This is a genomic window from Tateyamaria algicola (assembly GCF_047715485.1).
In the GTDB taxonomy this organism is placed as follows: Bacteria; Pseudomonadota; Alphaproteobacteria; order Rhodobacterales; family Rhodobacteraceae; genus Tateyamaria.
In genome coordinates this window covers 1,553,167-1,578,858 of the sequence record NZ_CP180422.1, presented here as the reverse complement: position 1 = coordinate 1,578,858, position 25,692 = coordinate 1,553,167, and the positions used below count along the sequence as shown (strand labels likewise).

At 59.7% G+C, this 25,692-nt stretch carries 25 protein-coding genes; 17 read left to right on the top strand and 8 right to left on the bottom strand.

Features of this window, described 5'->3' with window-relative positions:
• Nucleotides 1-4: 4 nt before the first annotated feature.
• Genes ACMHLQ_RS10165 through ACMHLQ_RS10155 form a run of 3 tightly spaced genes read right to left on the bottom strand, consistent with a single transcriptional unit; the run spans nt 5 to nt 2,117 of the window.
• Entirely contained in the window at nt 5-220 is a 216-nt protein-coding gene (locus tag ACMHLQ_RS10165) for a DUF6525 family protein (RefSeq protein ID WP_415405264.1), read from the bottom strand.
• Nucleotides 221-273: 53 nt separating this feature from the next.
• Nucleotides 274-909 (bottom strand): DUF1826 domain-containing protein, encoded by a 636-nt coding sequence (locus tag ACMHLQ_RS10160; protein WP_415404660.1) that lies wholly within the window; start codon nt 907-909, stop codon nt 274-276.
• Nucleotides 906-2,117 carry a GTP-binding protein gene (locus ACMHLQ_RS10155; RefSeq protein ID WP_415404659.1) on the bottom strand — a complete coding sequence of 404 codons (1,212 nt, stop codon included), beginning with the start codon at nt 2,115-2,117 and terminating at the stop codon, nt 906-908. The genes ACMHLQ_RS10160 and ACMHLQ_RS10155 overlap by 4 nt, the downstream gene beginning before the upstream one ends.
• A 105-nt stretch (nt 2,118-2,222) precedes the next feature.
• Here ACMHLQ_RS10155 and ACMHLQ_RS10150 point away from each other — a divergent pair, with 105 nt between their 5' ends.
• On the top strand, nt 2,223-2,651 hold the full coding sequence (locus ACMHLQ_RS10150; RefSeq protein ID WP_415404658.1) for an Rrf2 family transcriptional regulator: 429 nt from the start codon (nt 2,223-2,225) through the stop codon (nt 2,649-2,651).
• A gap of 120 nt (nt 2,652-2,771) precedes the next feature.
• Here the strand turns inward: ACMHLQ_RS10150 and ACMHLQ_RS10145 are convergent, their stop codons facing one another.
• Nucleotides 2,772-3,185 (bottom strand): MarR family winged helix-turn-helix transcriptional regulator, encoded by a 414-nt coding sequence (locus tag ACMHLQ_RS10145; protein WP_415404657.1) that lies wholly within the window; start codon nt 3,183-3,185, stop codon nt 2,772-2,774.
• Between the two features lie 163 nt (nt 3,186-3,348).
• Between ACMHLQ_RS10145 and ACMHLQ_RS10140 the strand changes: the two genes are divergently transcribed.
• The 11 genes from ACMHLQ_RS10140 (at nt 3,349) to ACMHLQ_RS10090 (ending at nt 15,297) form a co-directional block, all read left to right on the top strand.
• The gene (locus tag ACMHLQ_RS10140) at nt 3,349-3,813 is read left to right on the top strand and encodes a (2Fe-2S)-binding protein (RefSeq protein ID WP_415404656.1); all 465 of its coding nucleotides are present in this window, start codon (nt 3,349-3,351) and stop codon (nt 3,811-3,813) included.
• Nucleotides 3,814-3,816: 3 nt separating this feature from the next.
• Nucleotides 3,817-6,039: a molybdopterin cofactor-binding domain-containing protein gene (locus ACMHLQ_RS10135; protein ID WP_415404655.1), complete on the top strand. Its 2,223-nt coding sequence runs from the start codon at nt 3,817-3,819 to the stop codon at nt 6,037-6,039.
• Between the two features lie 197 nt (nt 6,040-6,236).
• The gene (locus tag ACMHLQ_RS10130) at nt 6,237-7,349 is read left to right on the top strand and encodes an MHYT domain-containing protein (RefSeq protein WP_415404653.1); all 1,113 of its coding nucleotides are present in this window, start codon (nt 6,237-6,239) and stop codon (nt 7,347-7,349) included.
• A gap of 115 nt (nt 7,350-7,464) precedes the next feature.
• Nucleotides 7,465-8,319 carry an FAD binding domain-containing protein gene (locus ACMHLQ_RS10125; protein ID WP_415404652.1) on the top strand — a complete coding sequence of 285 codons (855 nt, stop codon included), beginning with the start codon at nt 7,465-7,467 and terminating at the stop codon, nt 8,317-8,319.
• An 11-nt stretch (nt 8,320-8,330) separates the two neighbouring features.
• A complete protein-coding gene (locus ACMHLQ_RS10120; protein ID WP_415404650.1) occupies nt 8,331-8,825 on the top strand; it encodes a (2Fe-2S)-binding protein in 495 nt (164 codons plus the stop codon).
• Nucleotides 8,822-11,248: an aerobic carbon-monoxide dehydrogenase large subunit gene (locus tag ACMHLQ_RS10115; protein ID WP_415404649.1), complete on the top strand. Its 2,427-nt coding sequence runs from the start codon at nt 8,822-8,824 to the stop codon at nt 11,246-11,248. Before ACMHLQ_RS10120 ends, ACMHLQ_RS10115 begins: the two co-directional genes overlap by 4 nt.
• 56 nt (nt 11,249-11,304) lie before the next feature.
• Nucleotides 11,305-12,180 (top strand): AAA family ATPase, encoded by an 876-nt coding sequence (locus ACMHLQ_RS10110; RefSeq protein WP_415404648.1) that lies wholly within the window; start codon nt 11,305-11,307, stop codon nt 12,178-12,180.
• Complete coding sequence (locus tag ACMHLQ_RS10105) at nt 12,177-13,361, top strand: vWA domain-containing protein (RefSeq protein WP_415404647.1); 1,185 nt, start codon at nt 12,177-12,179, stop codon at nt 13,359-13,361. The genes ACMHLQ_RS10110 and ACMHLQ_RS10105 overlap by 4 nt, the downstream gene beginning before the upstream one ends.
• Nucleotides 13,358-14,137, top strand: coding sequence for an XdhC family protein (locus tag ACMHLQ_RS10100; RefSeq protein WP_415404646.1), 780 nt, complete (start codon nt 13,358-13,360; stop codon nt 14,135-14,137). The genes ACMHLQ_RS10105 and ACMHLQ_RS10100 overlap by 4 nt, the downstream gene beginning before the upstream one ends.
• Nucleotides 14,130-14,738: a nucleotidyltransferase family protein gene (locus ACMHLQ_RS10095; protein WP_415404645.1), complete on the top strand. Its 609-nt coding sequence runs from the start codon at nt 14,130-14,132 to the stop codon at nt 14,736-14,738. Before ACMHLQ_RS10100 ends, ACMHLQ_RS10095 begins: the two co-directional genes overlap by 8 nt.
• Nucleotides 14,739-14,841: 103 nt before the next feature.
• Nucleotides 14,842-15,297 (top strand): CoxG family protein, encoded by a 456-nt coding sequence (locus tag ACMHLQ_RS10090; RefSeq protein WP_415405262.1) that lies wholly within the window; start codon nt 14,842-14,844, stop codon nt 15,295-15,297.
• A 311-nt stretch (nt 15,298-15,608) separates the two neighbouring features.
• Here the strand turns inward: ACMHLQ_RS10090 and ACMHLQ_RS10085 are convergent, their stop codons facing one another.
• A complete protein-coding gene (locus ACMHLQ_RS10085; RefSeq protein WP_415404644.1) occupies nt 15,609-16,025 on the bottom strand; it encodes an AAA family ATPase in 417 nt (138 codons plus the stop codon).
• Nucleotides 16,026-16,321: 296 nt separating this feature from the next.
• On the opposite strand from ACMHLQ_RS10085, the gene ACMHLQ_RS10080 reads away from it, so the two are divergent.
• Nucleotides 16,322-16,567: a hypothetical protein gene (locus tag ACMHLQ_RS10080; RefSeq protein ID WP_415404643.1), complete on the top strand. Its 246-nt coding sequence runs from the start codon at nt 16,322-16,324 to the stop codon at nt 16,565-16,567.
• Here ACMHLQ_RS10080 and ACMHLQ_RS10075 read toward each other — a convergent pair.
• From ACMHLQ_RS10075 to ACMHLQ_RS10065, 3 genes are all read right to left on the bottom strand, one after another.
• Nucleotides 16,555-18,126, bottom strand: coding sequence for a sulfatase (locus ACMHLQ_RS10075; protein WP_415404642.1), 1,572 nt, complete (start codon nt 18,124-18,126; stop codon nt 16,555-16,557). The genes ACMHLQ_RS10080 and ACMHLQ_RS10075 overlap by 13 nt on opposite strands.
• Nucleotides 18,123-20,051: a TRAP transporter permease gene (locus ACMHLQ_RS10070; RefSeq protein WP_415404641.1), complete on the bottom strand. Its 1,929-nt coding sequence runs from the start codon at nt 20,049-20,051 to the stop codon at nt 18,123-18,125. The genes ACMHLQ_RS10075 and ACMHLQ_RS10070 overlap by 4 nt, the downstream gene beginning before the upstream one ends.
• 69 nt (nt 20,052-20,120) lie before the next feature.
• Complete coding sequence (locus tag ACMHLQ_RS10065) at nt 20,121-21,122, bottom strand: TAXI family TRAP transporter solute-binding subunit (RefSeq protein WP_415404640.1); 1,002 nt, start codon at nt 21,120-21,122, stop codon at nt 20,121-20,123.
• Between the two features lie 88 nt (nt 21,123-21,210).
• Here ACMHLQ_RS10065 and ACMHLQ_RS10060 point away from each other — a divergent pair, with 88 nt between their 5' ends.
• The 4 genes from ACMHLQ_RS10060 (at nt 21,211) to ACMHLQ_RS10045 (ending at nt 25,586) form a co-directional block, all read left to right on the top strand.
• Entirely contained in the window at nt 21,211-22,095 is an 885-nt protein-coding gene (locus ACMHLQ_RS10060; RefSeq protein WP_415404639.1) for a LysR family transcriptional regulator, read from the top strand.
• Nucleotides 22,096-22,522: 427 nt separating this feature from the next.
• Nucleotides 22,523-22,897: a hypothetical protein gene (locus ACMHLQ_RS10055; RefSeq protein ID WP_415404638.1), complete on the top strand. Its 375-nt coding sequence runs from the start codon at nt 22,523-22,525 to the stop codon at nt 22,895-22,897.
• A 282-nt stretch (nt 22,898-23,179) separates the two neighbouring features.
• Nucleotides 23,180-24,568 (top strand): cytochrome ubiquinol oxidase subunit I, encoded by a 1,389-nt coding sequence (locus ACMHLQ_RS10050; RefSeq protein WP_415404637.1) that lies wholly within the window; start codon nt 23,180-23,182, stop codon nt 24,566-24,568.
• Nucleotides 24,569-24,575: 7 nt separating this feature from the next.
• A complete protein-coding gene (locus ACMHLQ_RS10045) occupies nt 24,576-25,586 on the top strand; it encodes a cytochrome d ubiquinol oxidase subunit II (RefSeq protein ID WP_415405261.1) in 1,011 nt (336 codons plus the stop codon).
• The last annotated feature ends 106 nt before the right edge of the window (nt 25,587-25,692 follow it).

The window sequence follows — 25,692 nt, the reverse complement described above, 5'->3', positions numbered from 1 at the left end:
TCCTTCAAGTGTTCGTCGGCAGGTTGCTGGAAATTGCAAAGCGGTCACGGGCCAGGGTCCTGGCCTCTGCTTGCGACATGAGCGAAAGCGCGTCTTCGGCACTCAGACCCTTTGCGCAGGCCCGGTTCCAAACGCGTCGGGCGGACGCGGGTGACCACGGCAGCGTTGCTTGAGCGAGCCAGTTCCTCAGTGGTGCGGGCAATGCGTCGTAGCTGCGCATGGGATCAGCCGCGCGACGCTTGCGACTGAGCGAGGTCGATCCAAGATTTCGGGTCAAATCTCGACCTCCGGGCCGTCGACGGCGTCCAGCACGAGGACGAGGCGTGTCTCGCCGGTCCCTTCGATGGGTGGAGAGCGATGGAGCAGACCCGAGGCTGGTTTTTCAGGCCAGACTGTTCCGCGCAGAAGGATTGGCGCGCCTGTGGCCACGGAAAAGACGCGCTTTGGATCCTGACCGTCAGTCGAAATCCCATATTGCGTGCCGGGACCACGATAGGTGCAGACAAGGCGCGCGGTGATCGCGTCAATATGGAACTTGCGGCAGGCGTTTGTCGTGACAGCTTGGAGGCGCAGACGCAGGTACGGCGTGCGCATCAAGTCGGCAAAAATCTTGGCCAAGGAACTGATATCACCGATCAGGTGATCGCGTTCATGGCAATCCGGTGTTTGCGCCGCCTCGCACAGCGCTGTCACAGCAGATGGAGCGCCCTCGGGGCGCAAGACGATCCGCCCCTGCGGGAGCCTGGATGGGTCAAGCGCATCGATCCACGCTTGGACCTCTGGCGCTGGCTGCCTGCGCCAGATCGCCGCCGCGCATCCGGGTTGAAGAAATGTTTTGAGGTCTTCCGGTTTGTCAGCGACGGCAACACCGATGGCAGCGTTTCTGACCACAGCGCGCGCGCGCGTCATGCGGCGTTTTCCTTCTGTCGCCATGCCGGAAACGGATCGGGATAGTTTGGCAAATCATCTGGCCCACTGGCGGCGGTGGCAGGGACCAAACATGCATCAAGCCGCGCCTTGAGGGCAGTCCAATCGATACCAGCGCCGATAAAGACAATCTCTTGCCGCCGGTCGCCCCATGGCTCTTCCCAATGCTGCTGCATATAGGCACGCGCGCTTTCATGGGCTGGCCACTGTTCCTTTGGTACGGATGCCCACCATGTGCCAAGCGGTTTGACGCTCGACAGTGCACCGGCAAGCGAAAACTCGGCAACCCATCCGGGCCGGGTCGAAATCCAGAAATGCCCCTTGGCGCGAATGACGCCGGGCAGGTCACCGTTCAAGACGCTGAGGATCTTTTCCGGGATGAACGGCAATCGCGCACGATAGACAAATGATGCGACACCGTACTCTTCAGTTTCGGGCGTGTGGTCGGCAAAGCCATAAAGCTCCTTGGCCCACATCGGGTGCTCGTGCGCCTTCTCGAAGTCGAACATGCCGGTGTCGAGGATCGTTTCTGCTGCAACATCGGAATGGTCCGTTTCGATGATCTTGGCATCCGCGTTCAGGCTGCGGATGATCTTCCGTGCGGCATCGGTGCGCTCTGGCCCTGCATCCGTGACCTTGTTGAGAATGACCACATCGGCGAATTCGATCTGTTCGACGAGCAGATTGACCAATGTCCGGTCATCCTCTTCGCCCAGCGTCTCGCCACGATCCTTCAGGAAGTCATGGCTGGAAAAGTCGTTCAGCAGGTTCACCGCATCAACAACTGTCACCATGGTGTCGAGCCGGGACACGTCCGAGAGGCTGTCGCCAAATTCGTCGCGGAAATCGAAAGTGGCGGCGACGGGAAGTGGCTCGGAAATCCCCGTCGACTCGATCAGCAAATAGTCGAAACGATCTTGGGCTGCGAGCTTGCGCACCTCGTCCAACAAGTCGTCACGCAGAGTGCAGCAGATGCACCCATTGGACATCTCCACCAGTGTTTCATCAGTTCGGCTTAGCTCGGTATCAGCCCGCACGAGGTCGGCGTCGATGTTCACTTCGGACATGTCGTTGACGATGACCGCGACCCGTCTGCCCTCGCGATTGTTGAGGACCCGGTTCAGCAACGTGGTTTTGCCTGCGCCCAGAAATCCGGACAGGACGGTGACGGGAAGCCGATTATCGGGCATGTCTGATCTCCAAAACGGGCAACGACAGTCACGCAACCTACGCAGTTACTAGACGAATGCAACTGCTATTGTTACGTATTATGCTGACTTGGAGAGGAATTGCGCATGAAGCGAAACAGTCGTTTGTCTCTCGCCCTGCACACGCTCAGCCACATGGCGGGTGAACCGGACCGCGTTCGAACGTCTGCGGACATCGCCGACCACGCCGGAACGAACCCGGTGGTTGTGCGACGGGTCCTGGGCAAGCTGCGCGAGGCGGGTCTTTTGTTGTCAGAGAAGGGACACGCGGGTGGTTGGCGGCTGGCCAAGCCCGCCTACAGCATCACGCTCGCGGACGTTTACTTGGCCTTGGACGAGCAGCTTGTGTCGGGAAGCGGTGGCGACGCAGAACCGTCACGTTGCAGCGTCGAAACCGGCCTGCAAGCACGCGTTGCCGAAGTCCTCGATGACATTGAAGACAGCCTTGTGGAGCGGCTGCGCGAAACGAGGATTACAGACGTGCACCCCAGTTCTTGCAGCTATTGCAAAAGCTAAGCAGGTCTTAAACCTGCGGCACCATGCCATCTGAGCCGCGCGGATCGTTGCCGTGAACAGATCTGGTGGCCCTCACAGTGTCAGGACACTGCACAGCACGCGGCGGCCAACCGTCTCAAATCAGCCTTCTTCCCGACCTGATACAGTGTCCGCGATATGCGTCATCGATTTCACGAACTGCGCGCGATCCTCTTCGGGCAGCGCATCGAGCATGGTTTTCATCGTTTGCTTTTCCTCGGCATCGATCAGGGCGAAGGCGTGCTGGCCTTCCTCTGTCATCCGAAGCGCGATCGAACGTCGGTTGGTTTCGGGGCGTTCGCGTGTCACGAAGCCGCGTTCGACGAGGCGATCAACGACGCTGCTTGCCGTGGTTGGCACCACGCCCAGATGGTTGGCCAGATCTGACAACATGCAGTCCGGGTGATCGGTCAGATAGCGCAATGTCGCGATGTCCGCGGCGACGAAATTCAGCTCGCGATGCGCCACCTGCACATTCTTCTCGGCGATCTTCAGCGCCTGCATCAGCAGGGTCACAGCCTTGTGAAGGCTCTCGATTTGTTCTTTCATCCTTGGACCTTGTGACACGCAGACGGGAATGGCGAGCATCATCTCCCGGAAATTTTTCTCCGAATTCTGGACATTACGACCGTCGTATCTATTTCCATATGTGAGAAGATCAACACGGTCGGAGGTGTCTATGTCAACGTCATTCCAATTGAACGGGGAGTTGGTCACGGTCGATGCCGATCCTGACATGCCGCTTTTGTGGGTGGTGCGCGAACGGATCGGACTGACGGGTTCCAAGTTCGGCTGTGGCATCGCGGCGTGCGGGGCCTGCACGATGCATGTGGACGGCGTGGCGACGCGGACCTGCGTGCTGCCAGTGTCGGCTGTCGAGGGTGCGAGCATTCGGACGATCGAGGGCGTGGCCCCGATAGATGCGCCAAGTGCGGTTCAGCGCGCGTGGCTGGAACATCAGGTGCCACAATGCGGCTATTGCCAATCCGGCATGATCATGGCGGTCGAGGCGCTGCTGGACCAGACGCCCGATCCCACGGATGCCGACATTGACGACGCCATCACCAATATCTGCCGCTGCGGCACCTATGACCGCATCCGCACTGCCGTGCACACGGCGGCAGCCATGCGTCGGGAGGGCTAGAACATGGACGAAAAGATCAAGAACCGCTCGAACCTGGGCACGTGGACCCGTCGTTCGTTCCTCGCGACTGCTGGGGTCGTGGGCGGGGGCCTTGCCCTGGGCATCACCCTGTCGCCCAACCGCCTCAAGATGGCCGAGGCAGCAACCGGGGACGAGGTCACGCTGAACACCTGGGTCAAGATCGCGCCCAACAACAGGATCACTGTGTTCTTCCCGCATTCCGAGATGGGACAAGGCGCGGGGACCGGCCTTGCGCAGATGCTGGCCGAAGAGATGGAAGCCGATTGGGACACCGTGACCATCGCCCAGGCGCCCGTGACCGACGATTACATCAACAGCGATCTCGGGCGCGGCTACATCCTTGGTGAAGGCGCGAACATCCCCGCCTTCATGTATCCGATGATCGACTTTGCCTTTCTGCAGATCGCGGGCGGGCTGGTCGGGCAGATGACCGGCGGCAGCACCGCCATTCGGCTGACGGGGCATCACGGGATGCGTCGGGCGGGTGCTGCGGCGCGCGAGATGCTGATGCAGGCGGCGGCCGCCGAGTGGGACGTGCCGGTACGCAGCCTAACGGCGCGCGACAGCGTCATCACCCACGACACCTCGGGCCGCAGGGCCACCTTTGGCGATTTGGCGACCCGCGCGGCTGAGTTCACGCCGAACCTCAAGCCCGCGCTCAAAGAGAGCGCCAATTACCGCATCGTGGGACAATCCAAACCACGCCTCGACCTGCCGGCCAAGGTGAACGGCACGGCGGAGTTCGGCATCGACGTGACGGTGCGCGACATGGTCTATGCCACCATTGCGCTGCCGCCGGTGCGCGGGGCGACGGCGGCGACCGTGGATGAAAGCGGCGTTGCGCCGCGCACAGGCCAGGGCCGCGTGGTGAACCTGGGTGACGTCGTCGCCGTGATCGCCGACAGCTACTGGACCGCGAGCCGCATGCTGGACGAGCTGCAGATCACCTGGGAGGGCGGCCAGACGGACGTGTCTTCGGACAGCGTGCGCGCACAGCACAATGCCGACCTCGACCGCGCCGAATTCGAAATGATGGACGAAGAGGGCGACGTGCCTGCCGCGTTGGCCACAGGGACGGCGCTGAAATCGGCTTTCGACGTGCCCTACCTTGCCCACGCGACGATGGAGCCGATGAACTGCACCGTGGCGCTGAATGGGGACCGGGCGGAGATCTGGGCAGGCAACCAGAACATGCTCTTTGCCCGCAACGCGGCGGCCGAGACGCTGGGACTGGACCCTACGAACGTCACCATGCATCCGGTCTATCTGGGCGGCGGGTTCGGACGTCGGGGCGAGATGGACTTTGTCAATGTCGCCGTTCGGATTGCACGCGAACTGGACACGCCGGTCAAGGTCATCTGGTCGCGCGAAACAGACATGGCGAACGACACCTACCGCCCCGCCATACTGAGCCGGATGGAAGGTGCGGTCGAGGGCGGTCGGATCACCGCCCTGCGCCATCACTATGTCGATGCGCAGTCCGGCATGCCCGATAGCGAACGGCCCTTTGCCTTTCAATACGACGTGCCGAACCGCGACATCGGGCGGGTCATCTGCCCCAGCCCAGTCCCGGTTGGCACCTGGCGGGCGGTCGACTTCACCCAGATGGGGTTTTTCAACGAAACCTTCATGGACGAGCTCGCCGTCGCAGCCGCCGCCGATCCGTTGGCATTTCGCCTCGATCACACCAGCGATCCGCGCATCCGCGCCGTGCTCGAACGTCTGGGCGAGGTGACGCATTGGGGCAATGACCTGCCCAACCGGCCCGGGATGGGCGTGGCCATGGTCAAGAGTTTCGAAACCATCGTGGCCCAGGCCGTGCAGGCGAGCGTGAGTGAAGACGGCGGCGTGCGGGTACACAAGGTCTGGTCTGTCGTCGATTGCGGGCGGCTGATCAATCCGTCCGCGGGCGAGGCGCAGATCACCGGGGCGGTCATCTATGGCCTGACCTCGGCGCTCTGGGGCGAAATCACGCTGCAAGGCGGGGCGATCCAGCAGTTGAACTTCCCCGACTACCCGATGATGCAACTGGCAAACGCGCCCGCCCAGGAGGTCCACTTCATCCCCAGCGACGCGGCTCCGGGCGGCCTGGGCGAGCCTGGCGTGCCTCCGGTGACCCCGGCGCTGACCAATGCGATCTATGCGGTCACGGGGGATCGCATCCGCACTCTGCCGATTGGCAAGCACGGGCTCCACGCTGCCTGACATCGGATGCATGCGCTGACAGTCACGTTGCGTGATCGTTCCATTGCACGACACAGATGCGCCAGATCCTCTGTTCGCGCAGCCTGCCATCTGTCCCAAAATCCCTGACGATGGACAGTCAGACATAAGGCAGGGGTTTTGCGAGCGGCGCTTTGCAGTGTTTGCAATGTGCCTAAGACTTGGTCATTTTAGGTGCCATGGAAATTTTGACTGTCAGTCACAGCAGTTTCTTGATCGCGATGTCATGTGTGGTTGCACTTGTTGCGGGGTTCACAGGCCTGTCGTTGACAAGGGACCTTTCTGCAAAGCCGATGTTCCAGAAGAAGGCGTCCATAGCGCTGGCGGCGATTGCTTTGGGCGGAGGCATCTGGGCAATGCATTTTGTTGCCATGCTGGGGCTGAAGCTGCCAATTCTGTTCTACTATGACGCTGCAATTACGCTTGTTTCCGCATTGTCCGCCATCTTGCTTGTTGGGGCGGCCTTGATCCTGCTTCACTTTGCAGATCGCACCCCAAAGATCATTGTGACCGCAGGTGGTATAGTCGGCGTGGGGATCCTTGTGATGCACTACATCGGCATGGCGGGGCTCGAATTGTGCCGTGCCATCTACACGCCGTCAGGTGTTATCCTGTCATCCGCTGTGGCGATTGGTCTTTGCATGTTGGCCTTTTGGATTGCCTATGGGCAGCGCACAAACCGCAATATTCTGCTTGGGACAGTGTGTTTTGCCGCAGCGGTCTGTTCGGTCCATTTTCTGGCCATGGCTGGGACCAACTTTGTTGCTGAACCCAACGTGTCTGATTTCGGGCCATCGATGAACAATGAGACCCTCGCGCTGGGTGTCATCTTTTTCAGCTTTGTGATTTTTGGTGCCTGCCTGTGGGTCAGCGTGACGTATCTTATCGCTCCAAGCGAGCAAGCGAAGGAGGAGGCCCAGCCTGCAATCCAGACTGTCGATCACTTGCAGATTCCGTGTGAACGCGACGGCGGAAAGGTATTCATTCGCGCCGAAGACGTCTCATTTGTGCGCGCGGATGGACACTACACCCAAGTCTATACCGCTGATGAGCGGCTGTTTTGTGTTTGGCCCGTCACTGAGGCGTCCAAGCGTCTTTCGCCATTGGGGTTCCTGCAAACGCACAGAAGCTATCTTGTGAACCCAAGTCGCGTGTCAAAGTTCGAACGGACCAAGGAAAAGGGCCGATGCCTTTTTGATGGAGAGAATTTGCCCGCTGCGCCGGTCAGCCGTTCGAAGCTGAAAGTGATTCAGGATGCATTGGCGTCGCAGGCCGGTGCAGCTCGTGCCTGAGCCGGTGCATTTCGTGCAAAAGACCGGTATTTCATTGATTTTGTAGTGCTGCAGCATACCAGCGTATGCGGTGATCCTTCCGAGCCAGAGTAATCGCTTTTAGGGAGGAGAGCCGATGATTCCAGCGGCATTTGAATACTATCGCCCCAAGGACATGGCCGGTGTCCTGTCTATCCTCGAAGAACATGGAGATGACGCGCGCGTCATGGCGGGTGGGCACAGCCTTATCCCCATGATGAAACTGCGTATGGCCGACGTGCCCCACTTGATCGACCTGCAAGACGTCGATGGTATGTCCGGCATTGAGATCGGCAGTGACAGTATCCGGATCGGCGCGCTCGTCACGCAGGCGGATATCATCGATAATGCCGATCTTGCAGATGTCGCCCCGATCCTGAAAGAGGCCGCGCTTCAGATCGCCGACCCTCAGGTGCGCTATATGGGCACCGTGGGGGGCAACGTCGCGAATGGGGATCCCGGCAATGACATGCCTGGGCTGATGCAGTGCCTGGACGCGGTGTTCACCGTCGTTGGTATGGATGGCGAGCGGGACATCCCTGCGCGTGTTTTTTACGAAGCCGCCTATATGACTGCCCGTGAGGACGAAGAAGTCCTGACGACCGTGACCATCCCGCTGCCCAAAGGTGGCTACGCCTACGAAAAGCAAAAGCGCAAGATCGGAGACTACGCGACAGCCGCCGCTGCGGTTCAGATCGTGAAGGGCGGAAGCACCTGTTCGTCGGTCTCGATCGCGATGACAAACCTGAGCGACACGCCGATCTATTCCGAAACCGCTGGTGCGGCTCTTGTCGGCACGACTGTGGATGCTGCGGCCTTGGATGCTGCTGTTGCTGCCATGCTGGGCGACATCGATCCATCGGAGGACAATCGCGGTCCTGTCGCGTTCAAGAACCACGTTGCTGGCGTCATTTTGCGCCGCGCCATCGAACGCGCTTGGTCGCGAGCATAGGGAGGCCAATCATGCCAAAGAAACAACATTACGCAATCACGGTGAACGGGAAGGAAGAGGAATTCCTCGCTGAACCCCGCGAACTGCTGATCTACACGCTGCGCGAACGGCTGAACATCACCGGGCCGCATATTGGATGCGAAACGTCCCATTGCGGCGCCTGCACCGTCACCATCGACGGCAAGTCCGTCAAAGCCTGCACCATGTTTGTCGCCCAGGCGAACGGCAAGGACATCACAACCATCGAAGGCATCGGTGGGCCGGACGATCTGCATCCACTGCAAGAGGCGTTCAAGGAACATCATGGATTGCAGTGCGGCTATTGCACACCGGGGATGATCACACGCGCGACCAAGCTGCTGGAAGAAATCCCCAACCCCACCGAGGAAGAAATCCGGTTTGGAATGGCGGGCAACATCTGCCGCTGCACTGGCTACCAGAACATCGTGAAATCCATTCAGGCCGCTGCTGCCGAGATGAATGCAGCCAAGGAGGCGGCGGAATGAAAGACGAAGTCACACGCGAAGAACGGGTCGACAACCTCAAGGGCATGGGCTGCTCGCGCAAGCGCGTCGAAGATGCCCGATTTACTCAGGGCAAGGGGAATTACGTCGATGACCTGAAGCTTGACGGCATGCTGTTTGGCGATTTTGTGCGCTCTCCCTACGCCCATGCGCGGATCAAGAGCATTGATACCGCGGCCGCGTTGGAAGTTCCCGGTGTTCTGGCGGTGCTGACCGCTGCCGATCTGGAACCTTTGGGTCTGCACTGGATGCCGACGCTTGCGGGCGACAAACAGATGGTTTTGGCGGACGGCAAAGTGCTGTTCCAGGGTCAGGAAGTTGCGTTTGTTGTGGCCGAAGATCGTTACGCGGCCGCTGATGGCATTGAGCTGGTTGAGGTCGAGTACGAAGAACTGCCCGTCCTGGTTGATCCGTTTGAATCGCTGAAATCAGACGTCGTCCTGCGCGAGGACACCGTGGACGAGAACGGCAAAGCCACTGACGGCGCCCATGGTCCGCGCAAGCATCCCAATCACATCTTTACCTGGGACGCTGGTGACAAAGAGCCGACAGAGGAAGTGATCGCGAACGCCGAGATCGTCGCCGAAGAAAGCATGTATTACCACCGCACGCACCCGTGCCCGTTGGAGACATGCGGCTGCGTGGCATCAATGGACAAGGTGAACGGCAAGCTGACGCTTTGGGGCACGTTCCAAGCGCCGCACGCCATTCGGACGATCGTTTCCCTGATCTCCGGTTTGGAAGAGCACAATATCCGCGTGATTTCCCCGGATATCGGAGGTGGGTTTGGTAACAAGGTTGGGGCCTACCCCGGCTATGTCTGCTCGGTCGTGGCCTCCATTGTGACGGGTAAGCCGGTCAAATGGATCGAAGACCGGATGGACAATCTGATGACCACCGCCTTCGCCCGCGACTATTGGATGAAAGGCAAGATCAGTGCCACGCCAGAGGGCAAGATCACCGGCCTGCACTGCCATGTGACCGCCGACCACGGTGGCTTTGATGCCTGTGCGGACCCCACGAAGTTCCCTGCCGGGTTCATGAACATCTGCACCGGGTCTTACGATATCCCGACCGCATATCTGGAGGTCGACGGCGTCTACACCAACAAAGCCCCCGGTGGCGTCAGTTACCGCTGTTCGTTCCGGGTGACCGAAGCGGTGTACTTCATCGAACGCATGATCGAAGTGCTCGCGATCAAGTTGGACATGGACGCGGCAGAGCTGCGCCGGATCAACTTCATCAAGAAAGAGCAGTTCCCGTATACCGCCGCTCTTGGTTGGGAATACGACTCTGGCGATTATCACACAGCCTGGGACAAGGCGCTCAAGGCCGTCGACTACGAAGGCTTGCGCGCCGAGCAGGCCCAGCGGGTCGAGGATTTCAAGGCTGGGAAGACCCGCAAGCTGATGGGGATCGGTCTGTCGTTCTTTACCGAGATCGTGGGCGCTGGACCGGTCAAGAATTGCGATATCCTCGGGCTTGGTATGTTCGACAGTTGCGAAATCCGCATTCACCCGACCGGGTCTGCGATTGCGCGACTGGGCACGATTTCTCAGGGGCAAGGCCATGCGACCACGTTTGCGCAGATCCTTGCATCCGAGATCGGCCTGCCTGCGGACAGCATCACCATCGAAGAAGGTGACACAGATACCGCACCGTATGGTTTGGGCACCTATGGGTCGCGTTCGACCCCCGTTGCTGGTGCTGCCACCGCAATGGCGGGCCGCAAAATACGCGCCAAGGCCCAGATGATCGCCGCCTATTTGCTGGAAGTTCACGATGATGATGTCGAATTCGACGTGGATCGGTTCGTGGTCAAAGGTGCGCCCGAAAAGTTCAAGACGATGAAGGAAATCGCCTTTGCTGCCTACAACCAGGCAATTCCGGGGATCGAACCGGGGCTGGAGGCGGTCAGCTACTACGACCCGCCCAACATGACCTATCCGTTTGGGGCCTATGTCTGCGTGATGGATGTCGATGTGGACACCGGTGTGCCGGATATCCGTCGCTTCTATGCGCTGGATGATTGCGGCACGCGGATCAACCCGATGATCATCGAAGGTCAGGTCCATGGCGGTTTGACAGAGGCGCTCGCCGTCGCATTGGGGCAGGAGATTGCCTATGACGACATGGGCAACTGCAAGACCGGCACGCTGATGGACTTCTTCTTGCCAACTGCGTGGGAAGTGCCCAACTACGAGACCGACTACACGGTCACGCCATCGCCGCACCATCCGATTGGTGCAAAGGGTGTCGGTGAAAGCCCGCACGTGGGCGGTGTGCCATGCTTCTCCAATGCAGTTCAGGATGCGTTCCGTGCCTTCGGCAACACGCATACGAACATGCCGCACGACCACTGGCGGATCTGGAAGACCGCCAATGATCTGGGCCTGCACGGCTAAACCAACGATGGGGTGCGCGACACCGTGCACCCCCTTTGCCGAAGATAGCGCACATCATGACCTGGACTGATCTCAAATCCGCTCTTGCCGCTGAAGGCTATGTCGCCTCTGACGACTTAGCCGTTGCATTGCATCTGGCGCTGTCGTTGGGCCGCCCTTTGTTGTTGGAAGGGGCCGCTGGCGTCGGAAAGACCGAGATCGCGCGAACGCTATCCGCGGTCAAAGACACACGTCTGTTGCGCTTGCAGTGCTACGAAGGGTTGGACGCGGCCCAAGCCATTTATGAGTGGAACTACCAGCGCCAACTCTTGACCATCCGCGCCGCTGCAGAGGACGGCGAGACCGGGAAAGCCGTGGAAGACCGGATCTTCTCGCGCGACTTCTTGTTGGAACGCCCCTTGCTGGCTGCCATCACCCAGGACACTCCACCCGTTTTGTTGATTGATGAAATCGATCGCGCGGATGAGGAATTCGAAGCCTATCTGCTGGAAATGCTGTCCGACTTTCAGGTCTCCATACCTGAATTGGGTACGATCAAGGCCGTCACCCGGCCCATCGTCATTCTGACATCAAACGGCACGCGCGACCTTTCTGACGCCCTACGTCGTCGGTGCCTGTACACGTATGTAGAATACCCAGACCGTGCGACGGAACTGGCTATCCTCAAGGCCCGCTGTCCGGAGGTTGAGGCGCACTTGGCGGGCCAAATTGTTGGTTTCGTGCAGAAGCTGCGCGAAGAGGAGTTGGAGAAAACCCCCGGCATCGCCGAGATGCTGGATTTCGCGGCCGCCCTGATCGGGCTTGGCATTGCGGACCTCACCGAAGACCCGGTGGTGTTGCAATCGACACTTACGACTTTGCTAAAAACCCAAAGCGATCAGGCCAATATCACCCGCGAAGTTGCTGGTCGCATCGCAGGCAAAGCCGCATGAGCAGGGTAACGAGATTTTCTGGCCGTGACCCGGGACCGGCCGCGCGCATGGCCGGTTTCATCGCGTATCTGCGTGAGAATGGATTGCGATTGGGCGTCGCCGAGGCGGATGTCGCGCTGGCGGCCCTGACCCATGTGAACGCAATCCGTCCCGATGACTGTCGTCGTGCCCTGCGCGCCGTTTGCACGGGCTGTAAGGAAGAAGCAGAGCGGTTTGACGACCTGTTCGACGGCTATTGGATGGACATGGGGCGGGTACGGCAAAGGGTTGTGCCGACGGCCAAAGCCTCAACAAGTGACGGTGTACATTCCTCACGAGACACCAAGGGAGAAGATGCAGGGGCCGCGGGATCAGCGACTGCCCCGGATGACGGTGGCGACGGCGACGCGGAAAGCGACGGCACCGGCAAGCTGATCGCAACCGAACAGCGCAATCTGGCGCGCAAAGACCTCCGCGATCTGGTGCGCCCCGAAGAAATCGCAGAGGCCGCAGACGTTGCCCGCCGCATCGGTGCTGCCCTGCGCGACCAACGTTCGCGTCGCCGCATTGCCGCGCGCAAAGGGGACAGGTTGCATTTTCGCAAAACCATCCGCGCGAGCCTTGCAACGGGCGGTGAACCTGTGCGCCTGCTGCGCAAGAAACGCCCGGATCGCACCCGCAAGATCGTGGCGCTGTGTGATGTGTCCGGGTCGATGTCCGTTTATGCCAAGGTTTTCCTGGCGTTCCTCGCCGGGTTGATGCGCGCGGATACCGCTGCGGATGCCTACCTGTTTCACACCCGCCTTGTGCGCATCACCGAAGCGTTGCGCGACAAGGATGCCATGCGCGCAATCGGACGCATGTCACTGATGGCAGACGGCTTTGGCGGTGGATCAAAGATCGGTCCGTCCTTGATGCGGTTTGCCGATACCTACGCCAAAGCATTTGTCGACGGGCGCAGTGTCGTGATGATCCTGTCGGATGGCTACGACACCGCAGCGCCCGAGATGATTGGCGACGCATTGAAGAAACTGCGCAAACGCGGTTGCAAGGTGATCTGGCTGAACCCCCTCAAAGGTTGGGCTGATTACACCCCCATCGCTGCGGGCATGTCGGCGGCTGTGCCACATCTCGATGTCTTCAAAGCGGCCAATACGCTGGCTGACCTGGCATCACTGGAGAAGGATCTGGTGGCGCTATGACACCCGCTGAAGTCCTCTCGACCGATCTGGCCGATACCGCGCAAGAGTTGCGCGAGCGTCATGAGCTCTTTGCCTTTGCCACCATTGTGCGGACGGCGGGGGCCACCGCAGCCAAACCGGGGGCGAAAGCGCTCTTGAGTGCGGATGGGACGATCCTGCAAGGCTGGCTGGGAGGCGGATGTACACGCGGAGCAGTGAAACGCGCCGCCGTGCAGGCATTGCGCGACGGCACGCCGCAGCTCATCTCGGTCGCACCCGAAGAGTTGCTTGCCGAAAAAGGTGTGAGCGCTGGCGACGAGGTTGATGGCACACGCTTTGCCCGCAATGGCTGCCCATCACGCGGGACGGTCGATATCTTCATAGAACCTTGCATTCCAACGCCGCAGCTTGTGGTCATGGGCGTGTCTCCGGTCGCACAGGCGCTTGCAGCACTTGCACCGCAGTTTCATTGGTCCGTCACAACCGCGCTGGATGACAGCAAACCGCATCAGCAGCGCTTTGTCGTGATTGCGACCCAGGGGCAAGGCGACATCGACGCGCTGACATCTGCATGTGCTGCGGACCCGGACTATGTGGCCTTTGTCGGCAGCCAAAGGAAATACACGGCCCTTTCGGAAAAGCTGGCCAAAGCCGGAATTGCACAGACGTTCATTGACCGTGTCCATGCCCCTGCCGGGCTTGATCTGGGCGCAGTCACGCCCGAAGAAATTGCCCTGTCGATCCTTGCGCAACTTGTCAAAGAACGTCGTCTTTCAGTGCAGAAAACCAATGCGTGACGTCATAGCGATCATATTGGCTGCAGGTCTGTCGCGGCGCATGGGCGCGCGCAACAAGTTGCTGTTACCCATCAATGGTGTGCCGATGATCCGGCATATGGTAACGACCTACCATGCGGTTACCGACGGGCCCGTATTGGTCGTGACCGGGCATGAGGCTAACGCGATAGTGGCATGCCTGGATGGCTGTGACATTCAAGTCGCCCACAACCCATTCTACGCGGAGGGTCAACAGACCTCGGTCGCCTGTGGTTTGCGTGCTGTGACACAGGCCAAACAGATCCTCATCGGGTTGGGCGACCAGCCCGCCCTGACAAGCCGCGACCTTCAAACTCTTTTGGACGCACACAAGGCAGCTGATCCCCGGCGCATCTCAATCCCCTTGCTGGACGGGCAACGCGGCAATCCGATCCTTGTGCCGGGTGTGCTGCGCGACCGTTTGCTGGCTGATCCAAGATCGCCGGGATGCAAGACCTTCACACGGGCAAACCCGGACCACGTGCAGTTTCACGCACTGCCTGCGGCCGGTTTTTACACGGATGTGGACACGCCCGAAGCCTACGACGCGCTGAGCGCCACAAAACTGGAGGGGACATCATGAACGCCCTCATAAGAATAACAAGACGGTTGCGCCGCAAGTTGGCACTGACACCGCAACAAGCTGAAAACATTAGATTCCCCTGTTGCTGACAAAAGGACAAACCATGGAACTCTCAGACGAAATCATCATCAATGCACCCAAAGACCGTGTGTATGCAGCACTCAACGATCCTGAAATTTTGCAACAGTGCATCCCCGGTTGCGAAGAGTTGATCAAACATTCAGACACGGAACTTGAGGCAAAGGTTGTGCTGAAAGTTGGCCCGGTAAAGGCAAAGTTCAGCGGCGACGTACAACTTGATACCGCAGGTGCCCCGGATGCGTTTTCTCTGACCGGGCAAGGGAATGGCGGTGCCGCGGGGCACGCCAAAGGTGGGGCAGATGTAACGCTGACAGCGGACGGGCCTGACACGACCATTCTACGCTATGAAGCCAAGGCTGATATTGGCGGCAAGCTCGCGCAACTTGGCAGCCGGCTGATCCAGAGCACAGCCAAGAAACTCGCCGCCAAGTTCTTCAAATCGTTTGCGGATGCCGTAAACGAAGACGTCGCAGCTTGAGCATCCGAGTTACACAGAACACGCGTCTGAAATCATCGCCAAGGCAGCTGGATTTGCATCTGCAAACCAGCCCTTTGCGCTGATCACCAAGAAACCAGCCGCATATGCAAAGCGATACTGCGTCAGCGAGGGGCGAGGGGCGGCGAGGTCTACCTTGCCGTCACAGCGACATCCCGCGGCTAATGTCCAGGAAGGTTCCAAACCTACCGAACCGTCGACCTCATCTTTTCCATCTCGCATGCAATAGTCGCAGCACATTGTTGGATGCTACTGATGGCTGTATCCACGATGAGTCGGTCCGTGCGCCACTGTTAGAACTCACGTTGAGAAATGGCCTTCCAGCTGGGGACTTCAAGCCCCTCGATGTCGCTCTTGCGGGTCTCGACCCGTTGCCGATGGACATCTGTATCTGAACACACGACTTCTACATTCAAGAGTTGGGCCGATGCGGCAGCAGCGGTCAGGGCCCACAACTCCCTTGTGACTTCAACCGGGTTCACCGTGTCCGCGATTACATCGAAACCAAGTAAGAGGTTGTCTTTCGCGACAGAAGCGATTGCCAAGTAACCTGCATCTTCTGCTGAGCGAATGTTCAGCACGCTTCTCTTTAGCGCAGCCTCAACAGAGTCTACACGTAGATGCATGGCCTTGCTCTGCGCGGACAAGCTCTGTGAGATCGTTGTTTTGCCGACTCCGGAAAGCCCTGAGAGGGACACTAGTATCGCCATTCAGTCAGGATAGGACCAACTCCATGCGAACGGCAACATAGTCCAGCGGACTGTGAGTTCCGTTCGTTCGAGATTTTGCACTTGCAGCGGATGGCGGCTTTGACGGGCCGCGCCGCACTATCTTGACCCATTGGCCAACGGCGGGGATGGGCCGCTTGGTAGTCGCTGAGCCAAATAAGAGACTGGTAGCCTCTGGACTTCGCTTTCAATTGATGTGCTTGCCAAACACGCGGGCTCATCAAGACGCTGTGCGAGGGCCCGGTGTTAGCGTTGCGGGGCTTGCGGGTTTTGCTGTGGTGGCAGCCGTCACAGCGGGGACTGCCGTGGCGCAAGGTGCTGCGTTGGCCGAGGGATATGAGGGCCGCATCCGGCTGGTGCGCTTTCTGGACGAGCCCGATGGCTATTGCGTCGATGTTCCAGGCGGCGGGGATCGGGTGATGCTGTCCATGCCCGCGATTGCCCATACCTGCCACTTGGATCCGTTGCAGGATCAGGTGCTCCTAACAGATGGAGGAGCGATCCTGTGGCCCTATGCTCTGTAAGCGGGAAGTGGTGAGCGGTCCTGTAGATTAATGACCCGGCGCAGCATGGCCTCCGTCATCTTCTGGCGCACCCCCGCCGCCTCTGGCAGATCAAAAAGGTTACGTGTCTCTCCCGGGTCGGCGGCAAGGTCGTAGAGTTCGTGCCAGTCTTCGCCCTCTCGCAACGACATGCGATGCGTGTCTGTCACAACTGTCCGAACGCGTTGGGGGCGGTCAAAGCCGGTCATGGTGCGTTGACTGTCTTCTTCGATAATCACGGCCTCAGGGGGCAAAGACCCCAGCAAGTCTCGTCCCTGCATGCCGTTGAACGGCTGAACACCAGCACGTGCGAGGATGGTGGGGGCAATGTCGATCGACGACGCAAGATCGCTGACAGACCGCCCTGTACCCGGCGCCTGCGGATCGTGCCAGACGAATGGCACGCGGATAATGCCTTGGAAATGCAACAGCAATTTCAGCATCAAGCCGTGATCGCCCATGTAATCCCCGTGATCCGAGGTAAAGATCACCACTGTGTCCTCTGCCAGCCCCAAGGTCTCCAACCGCTGCAACACGCGGCCGATCGCATCATCAATCATCGTGATCATGCCGTAAGTCAGCGCGATGATGGCGCGTGCCTCATCCTCTGTGACCGCAAAAGGGTTCTGGTTATCGCGCGGATCGGTGCCTTGTTCCATCGCCTCGCGCATGGCACGGATCGGCGGCAGATCGCCTTTGCCGAACGTATCGGGCAGGACAATCTGAGACGGGTTGTACATGTCCCAATACTTGCCGGGCGGAGTGAAGGGATGGTGCGGATCAGGGAAGGACATCTGCAGGAAGAACGGCGTGCTATCCTTGGCGCGCTCTGCGAGGTAGGCCTCGGCGCGGTTTGCGATCCAGGACGTCGAATAAAGCTCTTCCGGCACAGCCGTGCGCCAGGCCTGGGGTGCCTGAATTCGATTGTCAGGCAAGGCATTCTCAGGGCCCACCAGACTGTCAAAGTCCGCCCGTTGTGCCCGTGCCCAAAGCAGGTAGTCGCCACAGGCCTTGTCGGCGTGATCAGCGGCAACTTCGACATGCTCAAAGCCATAGAAATCGCCATCCGAGCGCGCCGCCAAGGGTCGATCCCATTTGTTTGCGACCTCAAGATCATACTCCGGGCCATGGCGGTTGTTTTTGTGCGCGTCGCGCAAGTGGGGGCTGGGCGTGTGCAGCCCTTCGGCGGGCGTGTACGTGTTCGTCGCGGGCAGCCCGGTGAAACTTTGCAGGTGTGATTTGCCGATCAGCCCTGTGCGATAGCCTGCGTCCTGCAGGAGCTCCACAAAGGTCGTGTGATCCTTGGACAGCGGTATCCCGTTATGCCGCGCCCCATGGGCGGAACACATCCTGCCCGTCATGATTGATGCCCGGTTGGGCATGCAAATCGGGTTGGCGACATAGCAGCGCTCCCAGCGCGTGCCTTTCGCGGCAATCCCGTCGATGTTCGGTGTCCGCACCACATCATTGCCGCTGCAACCCAAATGGTCAGCCCGATGCTGGTCCGTGATGATGAACAGAAAGTTGGGGCGCTTGGTCATGTGGATGTACCCGCCTTTGGTGTGGGCGCGCGCGCGGCGCGGACGTCCCACGCGATCAGCGCAAGACCAACCACCACTGCCGGAAGATGAATTGCCGGGTTCGTGGCCAGCATAGTGAAGGCAATGGCAAAGCGCGCCGCGATTTCGACCACCGTCAACTTGCGCCGGTCATAGCCGGACAGGGCTGACGAGAACAACCAAATGCAAAAGCAAGTCCGCGCCACAATCCACAAGAAGGGCAGCAGGCTAAATTCCTCGATGATCAGGATGGTCGGATAAAAGGCAAAGACGAATGGTATGATGAACTTTGCCATCCCGAGACGGAACGACATGAACGACGTCATCAAAGGGTTCGACCCTGCGATTGGCGCTGCCGCATAGGCGGCAATTGCCACGGGCGGAGTCAGTGAGGACGCCACACCGTAGTAGAAGACGAACATATGGGCCGTTAGCATTGACACACCAAGCGCCTGGATGGCCGGGCCCATTACGAGAATGATGATCAGGTAGGCTGGCAGTGTGGGCATCCCCATGCCCAGGATCAACGCCCCCGCCATGGCCACCAGCAGCGCGGAGAACAGGCTTTCACCGCGAACGGCGGCAATCACATTGGCCAGTTTCAGGCCGAGGCCGGTTGAATCAAGCGACCCCACCAGAATGCCAATCGCCGCAATAGCGATGAGCAGGGTCGCACCGGACGCAGCACCTTTCAGGAACGAGCGCCAGACACGCATCGGATCGCGGCGCACTTGCGGATTGACGACCGACAGTGCCAGCAGGACGACCACGGCATAGAAGCCTGCGGCAGAGGTTGAGAACCCGGCAACCAGCAGGCTTATGATCGTGGCAATTGGACCGATGAACAGAACCGAATTGATCAGATCCAGCCGGGTGATCTTGTCATCCACGGACATGGCCTGCACCTCGATCCCTTGACGTCGGGCTTCGACGGTCACCGCTGAGAACAGGCTGAAGTAGTAGAAAAGCGCCGGGAACAGGGCTGCAACGATGATGTTGAGGTATCCCACCCCGGTCAGGTCCGCCATGACCAGGGCTGCGGCCCCCATGATCGGCGGCATGATCTGTCCGCCAGATGAGGCCGTGGCCTCAATCCCCGCGGCAAAGGTCGGTGTGAACCCGCGTTTTTTGATCATCGGGATGGTGAAGGTGCCTGTGCCCACGATGTTGGCCACGGTTGAGCCCGACATTGTGCCGAACATCGAAGATGCGAGGATCGCCGCGTGGGCCGGGCCGCCGCGCGTGCGCCGCGTGGCAAGAAAGGCGAACTTGAGCAGTGTGTCCCCTGCGCCGGTGCCCTCCAGCAAGACGCCAAAGACGATAAAGATAAAAACGGTGCTCAGGACGATATTCGTGATCGACCCGAATACCCCCTTGTTGGTGTTGTACCAAAGGGCCTCTGCCACTTCTTTGAGTGAAAAGCCGGTGTGGGCCATGATGCCGGGCAGGTCCTGACCCCACAACAGATAAAGCACCCCGAAGGTGCCGACACCAAAAAGACCCCAGCCCCAGAGCCTGCGACACAGCTCCAGAAACACCACCAGCCCTGCAAGGGCGGGCCAGGCATCTGCCGTGGTCACGTCATAGAGTGCTGTCTCCATCTGGGCCTGAACGGAATAGAAGGACCAGATGGACCACAAACCACCTGCGATCAGCAGAGCGTCGATAGCCAGATGAACGGTTGCACGCGCGCCGATCGCGGGGCCGGTCTCCTCCCGCCGCGCACGAGACACCGCAACACCGACAAACAATGCCAGCGCAAAGCCCGCTGCGCGATGGAACTTGGGCTCCACAAGGTCAATCCCCGAACTGTAGAGCGCCATGGCCCCCAGCAAGAAACAGGCTACTGCCGATAGCAGTGCATACAGCTTATCTGTGCCGCTTTTTGGATGAGCGGGTGCGGTCATGGCATGACTACCTGTGTCCAAAGGTTTCTGTGGGGCGGCGCTTTGATCGTCCGCCCCATTACACTGGCCTTACGGGCGCAATTCGTCCGGGATCGCGATACCGGCCTCGTCATAGTACTTCGCCGCACCGGGATGCAGTGGGACATTGACAGAAGTGAACGCAGTTTCCGGCGTTACTGCCTTGAGGAAAAAGGCGGTTGCATGCACCTCGTCCAGATTATCCCAGAACGCCTTGGTCGCTTTGTAGACCACCTCCTCGGAAACGCCCGAATGCGTCCCCACAAACTGGGTGAAACCCAGCGCCGTGATCTCGCCCGATGTCAGCTGACCCTTGTAGACGCCGCCATCAAACTGGATCATGCCCCGCCCGGGACGGCCAAAGAGCGCCTGCATCGGCTCGGAACCGACAACTTCCTCAGGAATGGACAGCACGCGGAACTCACCGGACAGGCCGAATTGTTCGATGTTCGACGATCCGATCTCGGCAGGGCGTACCATCATGTCGATCTTGCCATCGGCAAGTGCGGCATAGCCTTCCCCCCAACTCAGACGCACCGCGTTGTAATCGGTGCCAGCTTCATACCCGGTGATGATCTTGATCAGCGCCTCGGACGTGGCCGAAGCCGACCCGGCAGGTGGGCCGGTAAAGATTGTTTTGCCCTTGAGGTCTTCCCAGGTTTCGATGCCCGAACCTGACAGCGTGACCGGGTGGTAAGCCCCCGCCTTGAAGCCAAGGATGGACCGCAATTCACCCGCGGCCGCAGCGGAATCCTCGACCTTCTCATACATGCGCTTCTGGCCCTTCATCAGGTTCACCAGCGACGGCACGGTCGAGAAAAAGTCGATCTCCTGGCGACCGCCTTTTAGCATCGACTTGGTCAGTGTCTGCCCGGCATTGACCTGAATTTCCACGCCTGCCTTGCCAGCCTGGTTGGCAAAGGTCACGAACATGGTGTGCACCGGGTCACCTACACCTGCGGTCTCCCCTTTGAAAATCTGGGCATTTGCCACAGGGGCGAAGGTCAGCGCAGCGAGACAGGCGACGGCGACAGTAATCCTGAAATTGAACATTGGGTCCCTCCCTTGATTTTGACCTATTCTAGCAAACGTTTATCATCCAAAATAATCAAACATCGGGCGGCTTACATAAAGAAATGATATGAAACTTGATCCCAAACACCTGGCACAGCTTTCGATCATCGTGGAGGCGGGCTCCTTTCAAACAGCCTCAGATCGCATCGGCCTGACCCAGCCAGCACTGAGCCGCAACATGAAGGCACTGGAAGAGCGTTTGGGCGCGGCACTGTTCAATCGGGACGGGCGCAAATCCGTTCCGAATGCGCTGGCCCACAGGCTTGCGCGGAACGGACAGGCGATCCGACTGGCAGAGGAACAGGCCGGCGTGTTGGCCGAACAATCAGCGCGCGGGGCGGTTGGGGAATTGCGCATCGGAGCCCCACCGATTGTCGCCGGCCGCTTCCTCAGCACATCGCTGGCACAGTTCATGCGCGAGAACCCCGATTGTGTCGTGGAGTTGCGCACTGGTCTTGTTTATGAATTGCGCTCAATGGTCGAGCGCGGCCAGGTGGATGTGGTCTTTGGTCCAAACAGCCTTGCCGAGCCGTCGGACGGGTTGGAGTTTCAGCCGATCATCGACGACCGGGTGGGCATCCTGTGTCGGGTGGATCATCCGTTGACGCGGCTGAAACGTGTCATGCCGTCGGACCTGAAAGATCATAGCTGGCTTGCGCATTCGCGCGGATCGTTGCTGCGCCAGCAGACCGAATCCGCAATGGTCGCATCCGGCGTCGGAGTGATGCGCATCGTTTGCGAGACCGACTCCATCCGGTCTGTGCTTGAAATCATTGCGTCCACCGATCTGATAACCACAATGCCACGTGCGACAACGCGGCCCTACCTGGAAGACCGATTGTCCTTCCTGTCCTTCGATCACCCGCAATTTCATCGCCCTCTTGGAGCCATCGTCCGAGCCCAGTCCCAGCGAAACCCGGTGATTGATCGCTTCCTTGCAGCTCTCAAATGAACGGACGGTTCGCACCTCCGAACATCGGCCTTGAAAACCCGTATCAGAACATCGGCGCGACCTGAGAAGGCGAACACCTGACAAAAACCGCTGAAGCCTCCGGTCTTCGTCTTGTCCAAAGAGGCATTCGCCCGAATATCTGCCGCTCATTGCGGCATCCCAAGTATAGCAAGCGGCCAAGTTACACTGTTGCTGCGATGCTGGTCGTAAATGTCCGCCTTCGCATTATCGGACCGAAAAATTGACCGGCACAACGAAGAGTAGCTTTGGACCACCCTCGACGTGCCTCTCATGTCAGGCCATTGGCAATGCTGCGCTGCCTCCGCGGTCGGCAATGAGCCCTAACTGCCAAATGCTGCACGTGACGCGAAAGTCGGCTACAAGACCGACGGTCAATATCGGTGAGGCTTAGGCAGAGGGCGATGTGATGGGAAAAGCGACCGAATACCTAATCGTAAAATACGCGCGCGACAGCAGTATTGTGAAGCAGTTGCGCGCTCCCAAAAGTGTCGACTTGCGCCTGCTTCTGGAAAGGCTTGTTTGCCAAGAATTAGATGATGACACTGTAATCAACTCTTGCCTGCGGTCGAACGCCAAGCGCTTCTATGACCCCTTTCAAGTCATTGATATGCGGGAGGAGCATCGCCGCGAGCAAGCTCGCGATGCCCTGAACGCTGATCCTGACACTAAAGATCTGATAGGGGTCTACAATCGTGCCAGGGCTGCGCAAATCCCGCTTGGAAAGGTTCTAATGGTTGCTGGGGTTAGTCATGATTACTTCGTTAAGGAAGTAGAGGCGTGATCAAAACGGCACGTGTCGTTTGTTTCCCCAAGTGAACAATCAACTCGTAAAAAGCAGTCATTACCGGCAGCATAGGGATCGGTAGCTTTGTCCCGCATAACGAACACCGCATCTGGGCCACTACCCCTCGCGGTCCCTTCACCCCGCGCCTGCAAACCCGACAACCTTGTGTGACAAAACGCGCATGTGCACCCTGTCGCACCCCCGCTGACCCTGCGCGCGCACGGTCTATATCAGCGTCAAGATATACGATCTCAACTGTTTTCCGAGCGGAGGCCATCCATGGATACCCTCATCCTGTCCCGTATCCAATTCGGGGCGAACATCTCGTTCCACATCCTGTTCCCAACGATCACGATCGCGCTGGGCTGGGTGCTCTTGTTCTTCAAACTGCGCTTCAACGCGACGGGCGACGGCAAGTGGATGGATGCCTACCGCTTCTGGGTCAAGGTCTTTGCCCTGTCCTTTGCCATGGGCGTCGTGTCGGGCATCACCATGTCCTTCCAGTTCGGCACCAACTGGCCCGGGTTCATGGAAACCGTGGGCAACATCGCTGGCCCGCTCTTGGCCTATGAGGTGCTCACCGCCTTCTTCCTCGAGGCGGTGTTCCTCGGCATCATGCTCTTCGGGTTCTCCCGCGTGCCGGGCTGGCTGCACACCACGGCCACTTTCCTCGTGGCCTTCGGCACCACCATGTCCGCCTTCTGGATCATCGTGCTGAACAGCTGGATGCACACGCCGCAGGGCTACGAAATGATCGACGGCGTGGCCCATGCCACCGACTGGATGGCGATCATCTTTAACCCCTCGATGCCCTACCGCTTTACCCATATGCTGCTGGCCTCCGGTCTGACCGTGGCCTTCCTTGTCGCGGGTCTGTCGGCCTTCCGCTGGCTGCTTGGGGACCGATCGCAGGGCGTGCGTGCCACGCTGAAAACCGGCGTCTACCTCGGTGCGCTGCTGATCCCCGTGCAGATCTTCATGGGCGACATGCACGGCCTCAACACGCTGGAACACCAGCCGCAAAAGGTTGCTGCGATGGAAGGTAACTGGGAAACCCAGTCCAACGTGCCCCTGCTGCTGTTCGCGATCCCGGATGAGGAAGCGCGCGAAAACCGGATGGAGATCGGCATTCCCAACATGGCCTCCATCATCCTCAAGCACAAAGCGGACGGCGTCGTGCCCGGCCTCAACGACTTTGTGACCGAGGACGGAGAGGTCATGCACCCGCCCGTCGCGCCCGTGTTCTGGTCGTTCCGCATTATGGTCGGCACCGGCTTTGCCATGCTGTTCCTCAGCTGGGGCGCGGCCTTCCTGATGCTGCGCAAGGGGCGCGGGCCCGAAGGGCTGCCCAAGATCGTCACGCTGGCGATGGTGCCCATGGCCTTCTCGGGCTGGGTGGCGACGCTGGCCGGTTGGTACACCACCGAAATCGGGCGCCAGCCGTGGCTGGTGCAGGGGGTCATGACCACCGAAATGGCCGTGGCCGATGTGCCCGCGCCCTTCGTGGCGACGACACTTGCGTCCTACCTCGCCATCTACGTGCTGCTGCTGACCGCCTATATCAGCGTGCTGTTCTACCTTGCGCGCAAGGGCGTGGACGGAGATGTGCCGCGCCGCCGCACCCCACAATCGGGCGAAGCGATCGCGCGCCAAGTTCCGGCGGAGTAGTGACATGATGGACCTCTTTGGCGACCCGGCCCAATGGCTGCCCTTCACCTTCGCCGCACTCATGGGCGTGTCGATCCTGATCTACGTGGTGCTGGACGGCTTTGACCTGGGCGTGGGGGTCCTGTTCCCCTTCGCCAGTGATGAGGAAAAGGACACGATGGTCGCCTCCATCGGGCCGTTCTGGGATGCGAACGAAACCTGGCTTGTCCTGGCCATCGGCCTGTTGCTGGTGGCCTTCCCCTCCGCCCACGGCACGATCCTCACCGCTCTTTACCTGCCGGTGGCGATCATGCTGATCGGGCTGATCCTGCGCGGGGTGGCGTTTGAATTCCGGGTCAAGGCGCCGACCCCGCACAAGGCGACATGGAACTGGCTGTTCTTTCTCGGCTCGCTCATGACGTCCCTGTCTCAGGGCTTCATGCTCGGCAAATACGTGATGGGGTTGGAAAGCACGCTGGGCACATGGGCCTTTGCGATGATTACGGCTGTCTTCCTGACGGTCGCCTATTCTTTCATCGGGGCCTGCTGGCTGATCCTGAAAACCGAATACACCCTGCAATCCAAGGCTGTGGACTGGGCCAAGGGGGGCATATGGGGCCTCGTGCTGGGCCTCGGCGCAATCTCGCTGGCGACCCCGCTGGTCAGCCCGCGCATCTTTGACAAGTGGTTCACCTTTCCGGAGATTTTCCTGCTGGCCCCACTGCCCATCCTGTCCGCGCTCACCGTCTTTCTGCTCTGGCGGTCCTTGCAACGTCTGCCCAACCCCACAGACACGGGCGCACGCACGCCGTTCCTCTATGCCATCACCCTTTTCGTGCTGGCCTTTGGCGGTCTGGCCTATTCCTTCTACCCCTATGTGGTCCCCGAAAAGCTGACGATCTACGAGGCGGCAAGCGCCCCCGAAAGCCTGTTCATCATCCTCGTGGGCACGGTGTTTGTTCTGCCGATGATCGGCGGCTACACGGCGCTGGCCTACACGGTGTTCAAGGGCAAGGCGGCCGAGTTGCGCTACGACTAGGGTTTCTTCTGACCAAAAATACCACGGGGGAGGCCGCAGGCCGGGGGCAGAGCCCCGTCCACCCTTTCGTATCCCGCGCGCCCTGTCTATTCTGGCGGGCGGGACA

Excerpts from the sequence above, each read along its gene's own strand:
- ACMHLQ_RS10165 (WP_415405264.1), bottom strand. The coding sequence starts at position 220 with ATGCGCAGCTACGACGCATTGCCCGCACCACTGAGGAACTGGCTCGCT.
- ACMHLQ_RS10160 (WP_415404660.1), bottom strand. The coding sequence starts at position 909 with ATGACGCGCGCGCGCGCTGTGGTCAGAAACGCTGCCATCGGTGTTGCC.
- ACMHLQ_RS10155 (WP_415404659.1), bottom strand. The coding sequence starts at position 2,117 with ATGCCCGATAATCGGCTTCCCGTCACCGTCCTGTCCGGATTTCTGGGC.
- ACMHLQ_RS10150 (WP_415404658.1), top strand. The coding sequence starts at position 2,223 with ATGAAGCGAAACAGTCGTTTGTCTCTCGCCCTGCACACGCTCAGCCAC.
- ACMHLQ_RS10140 (WP_415404656.1), top strand. The coding sequence starts at position 3,349 with ATGTCAACGTCATTCCAATTGAACGGGGAGTTGGTCACGGTCGATGCC.
- ACMHLQ_RS10135 (WP_415404655.1), top strand. The coding sequence starts at position 3,817 with ATGGACGAAAAGATCAAGAACCGCTCGAACCTGGGCACGTGGACCCGT.
- ACMHLQ_RS10130 (WP_415404653.1), top strand. The coding sequence starts at position 6,237 with ATGGAAATTTTGACTGTCAGTCACAGCAGTTTCTTGATCGCGATGTCA.
- ACMHLQ_RS10125 (WP_415404652.1), top strand. The coding sequence starts at position 7,465 with ATGATTCCAGCGGCATTTGAATACTATCGCCCCAAGGACATGGCCGGT.
- ACMHLQ_RS10120 (WP_415404650.1), top strand. The coding sequence starts at position 8,331 with ATGCCAAAGAAACAACATTACGCAATCACGGTGAACGGGAAGGAAGAG.
- ACMHLQ_RS10115 (WP_415404649.1), top strand. The coding sequence starts at position 8,822 with ATGAAAGACGAAGTCACACGCGAAGAACGGGTCGACAACCTCAAGGGC.
- ACMHLQ_RS10110 (WP_415404648.1), top strand. The coding sequence starts at position 11,305 with ATGACCTGGACTGATCTCAAATCCGCTCTTGCCGCTGAAGGCTATGTC.
- ACMHLQ_RS10105 (WP_415404647.1), top strand. The coding sequence starts at position 12,177 with ATGAGCAGGGTAACGAGATTTTCTGGCCGTGACCCGGGACCGGCCGCG.
- ACMHLQ_RS10100 (WP_415404646.1), top strand. The coding sequence starts at position 13,358 with ATGACACCCGCTGAAGTCCTCTCGACCGATCTGGCCGATACCGCGCAA.
- ACMHLQ_RS10095 (WP_415404645.1), top strand. The coding sequence starts at position 14,130 with ATGCGTGACGTCATAGCGATCATATTGGCTGCAGGTCTGTCGCGGCGC.
- ACMHLQ_RS10090 (WP_415405262.1), top strand. The coding sequence starts at position 14,842 with ATGGAACTCTCAGACGAAATCATCATCAATGCACCCAAAGACCGTGTG.
- ACMHLQ_RS10085 (WP_415404644.1), bottom strand. The coding sequence starts at position 16,025 with ATGGCGATACTAGTGTCCCTCTCAGGGCTTTCCGGAGTCGGCAAAACA.
- ACMHLQ_RS10075 (WP_415404642.1), bottom strand. The coding sequence starts at position 18,126 with ATGACCAAGCGCCCCAACTTTCTGTTCATCATCACGGACCAGCATCGG.
- ACMHLQ_RS10070 (WP_415404641.1), bottom strand. The coding sequence starts at position 20,051 with ATGACCGCACCCGCTCATCCAAAAAGCGGCACAGATAAGCTGTATGCA.
- ACMHLQ_RS10065 (WP_415404640.1), bottom strand. The coding sequence starts at position 21,122 with ATGTTCAATTTCAGGATTACTGTCGCCGTCGCCTGTCTCGCTGCGCTG.
- ACMHLQ_RS10060 (WP_415404639.1), top strand. The coding sequence starts at position 21,211 with ATGAAACTTGATCCCAAACACCTGGCACAGCTTTCGATCATCGTGGAG.
- ACMHLQ_RS10055 (WP_415404638.1), top strand. The coding sequence starts at position 22,523 with ATGGGAAAAGCGACCGAATACCTAATCGTAAAATACGCGCGCGACAGC.
- ACMHLQ_RS10050 (WP_415404637.1), top strand. The coding sequence starts at position 23,180 with ATGGATACCCTCATCCTGTCCCGTATCCAATTCGGGGCGAACATCTCG.
- ACMHLQ_RS10045 (WP_415405261.1), top strand. The coding sequence starts at position 24,576 with ATGGACCTCTTTGGCGACCCGGCCCAATGGCTGCCCTTCACCTTCGCC.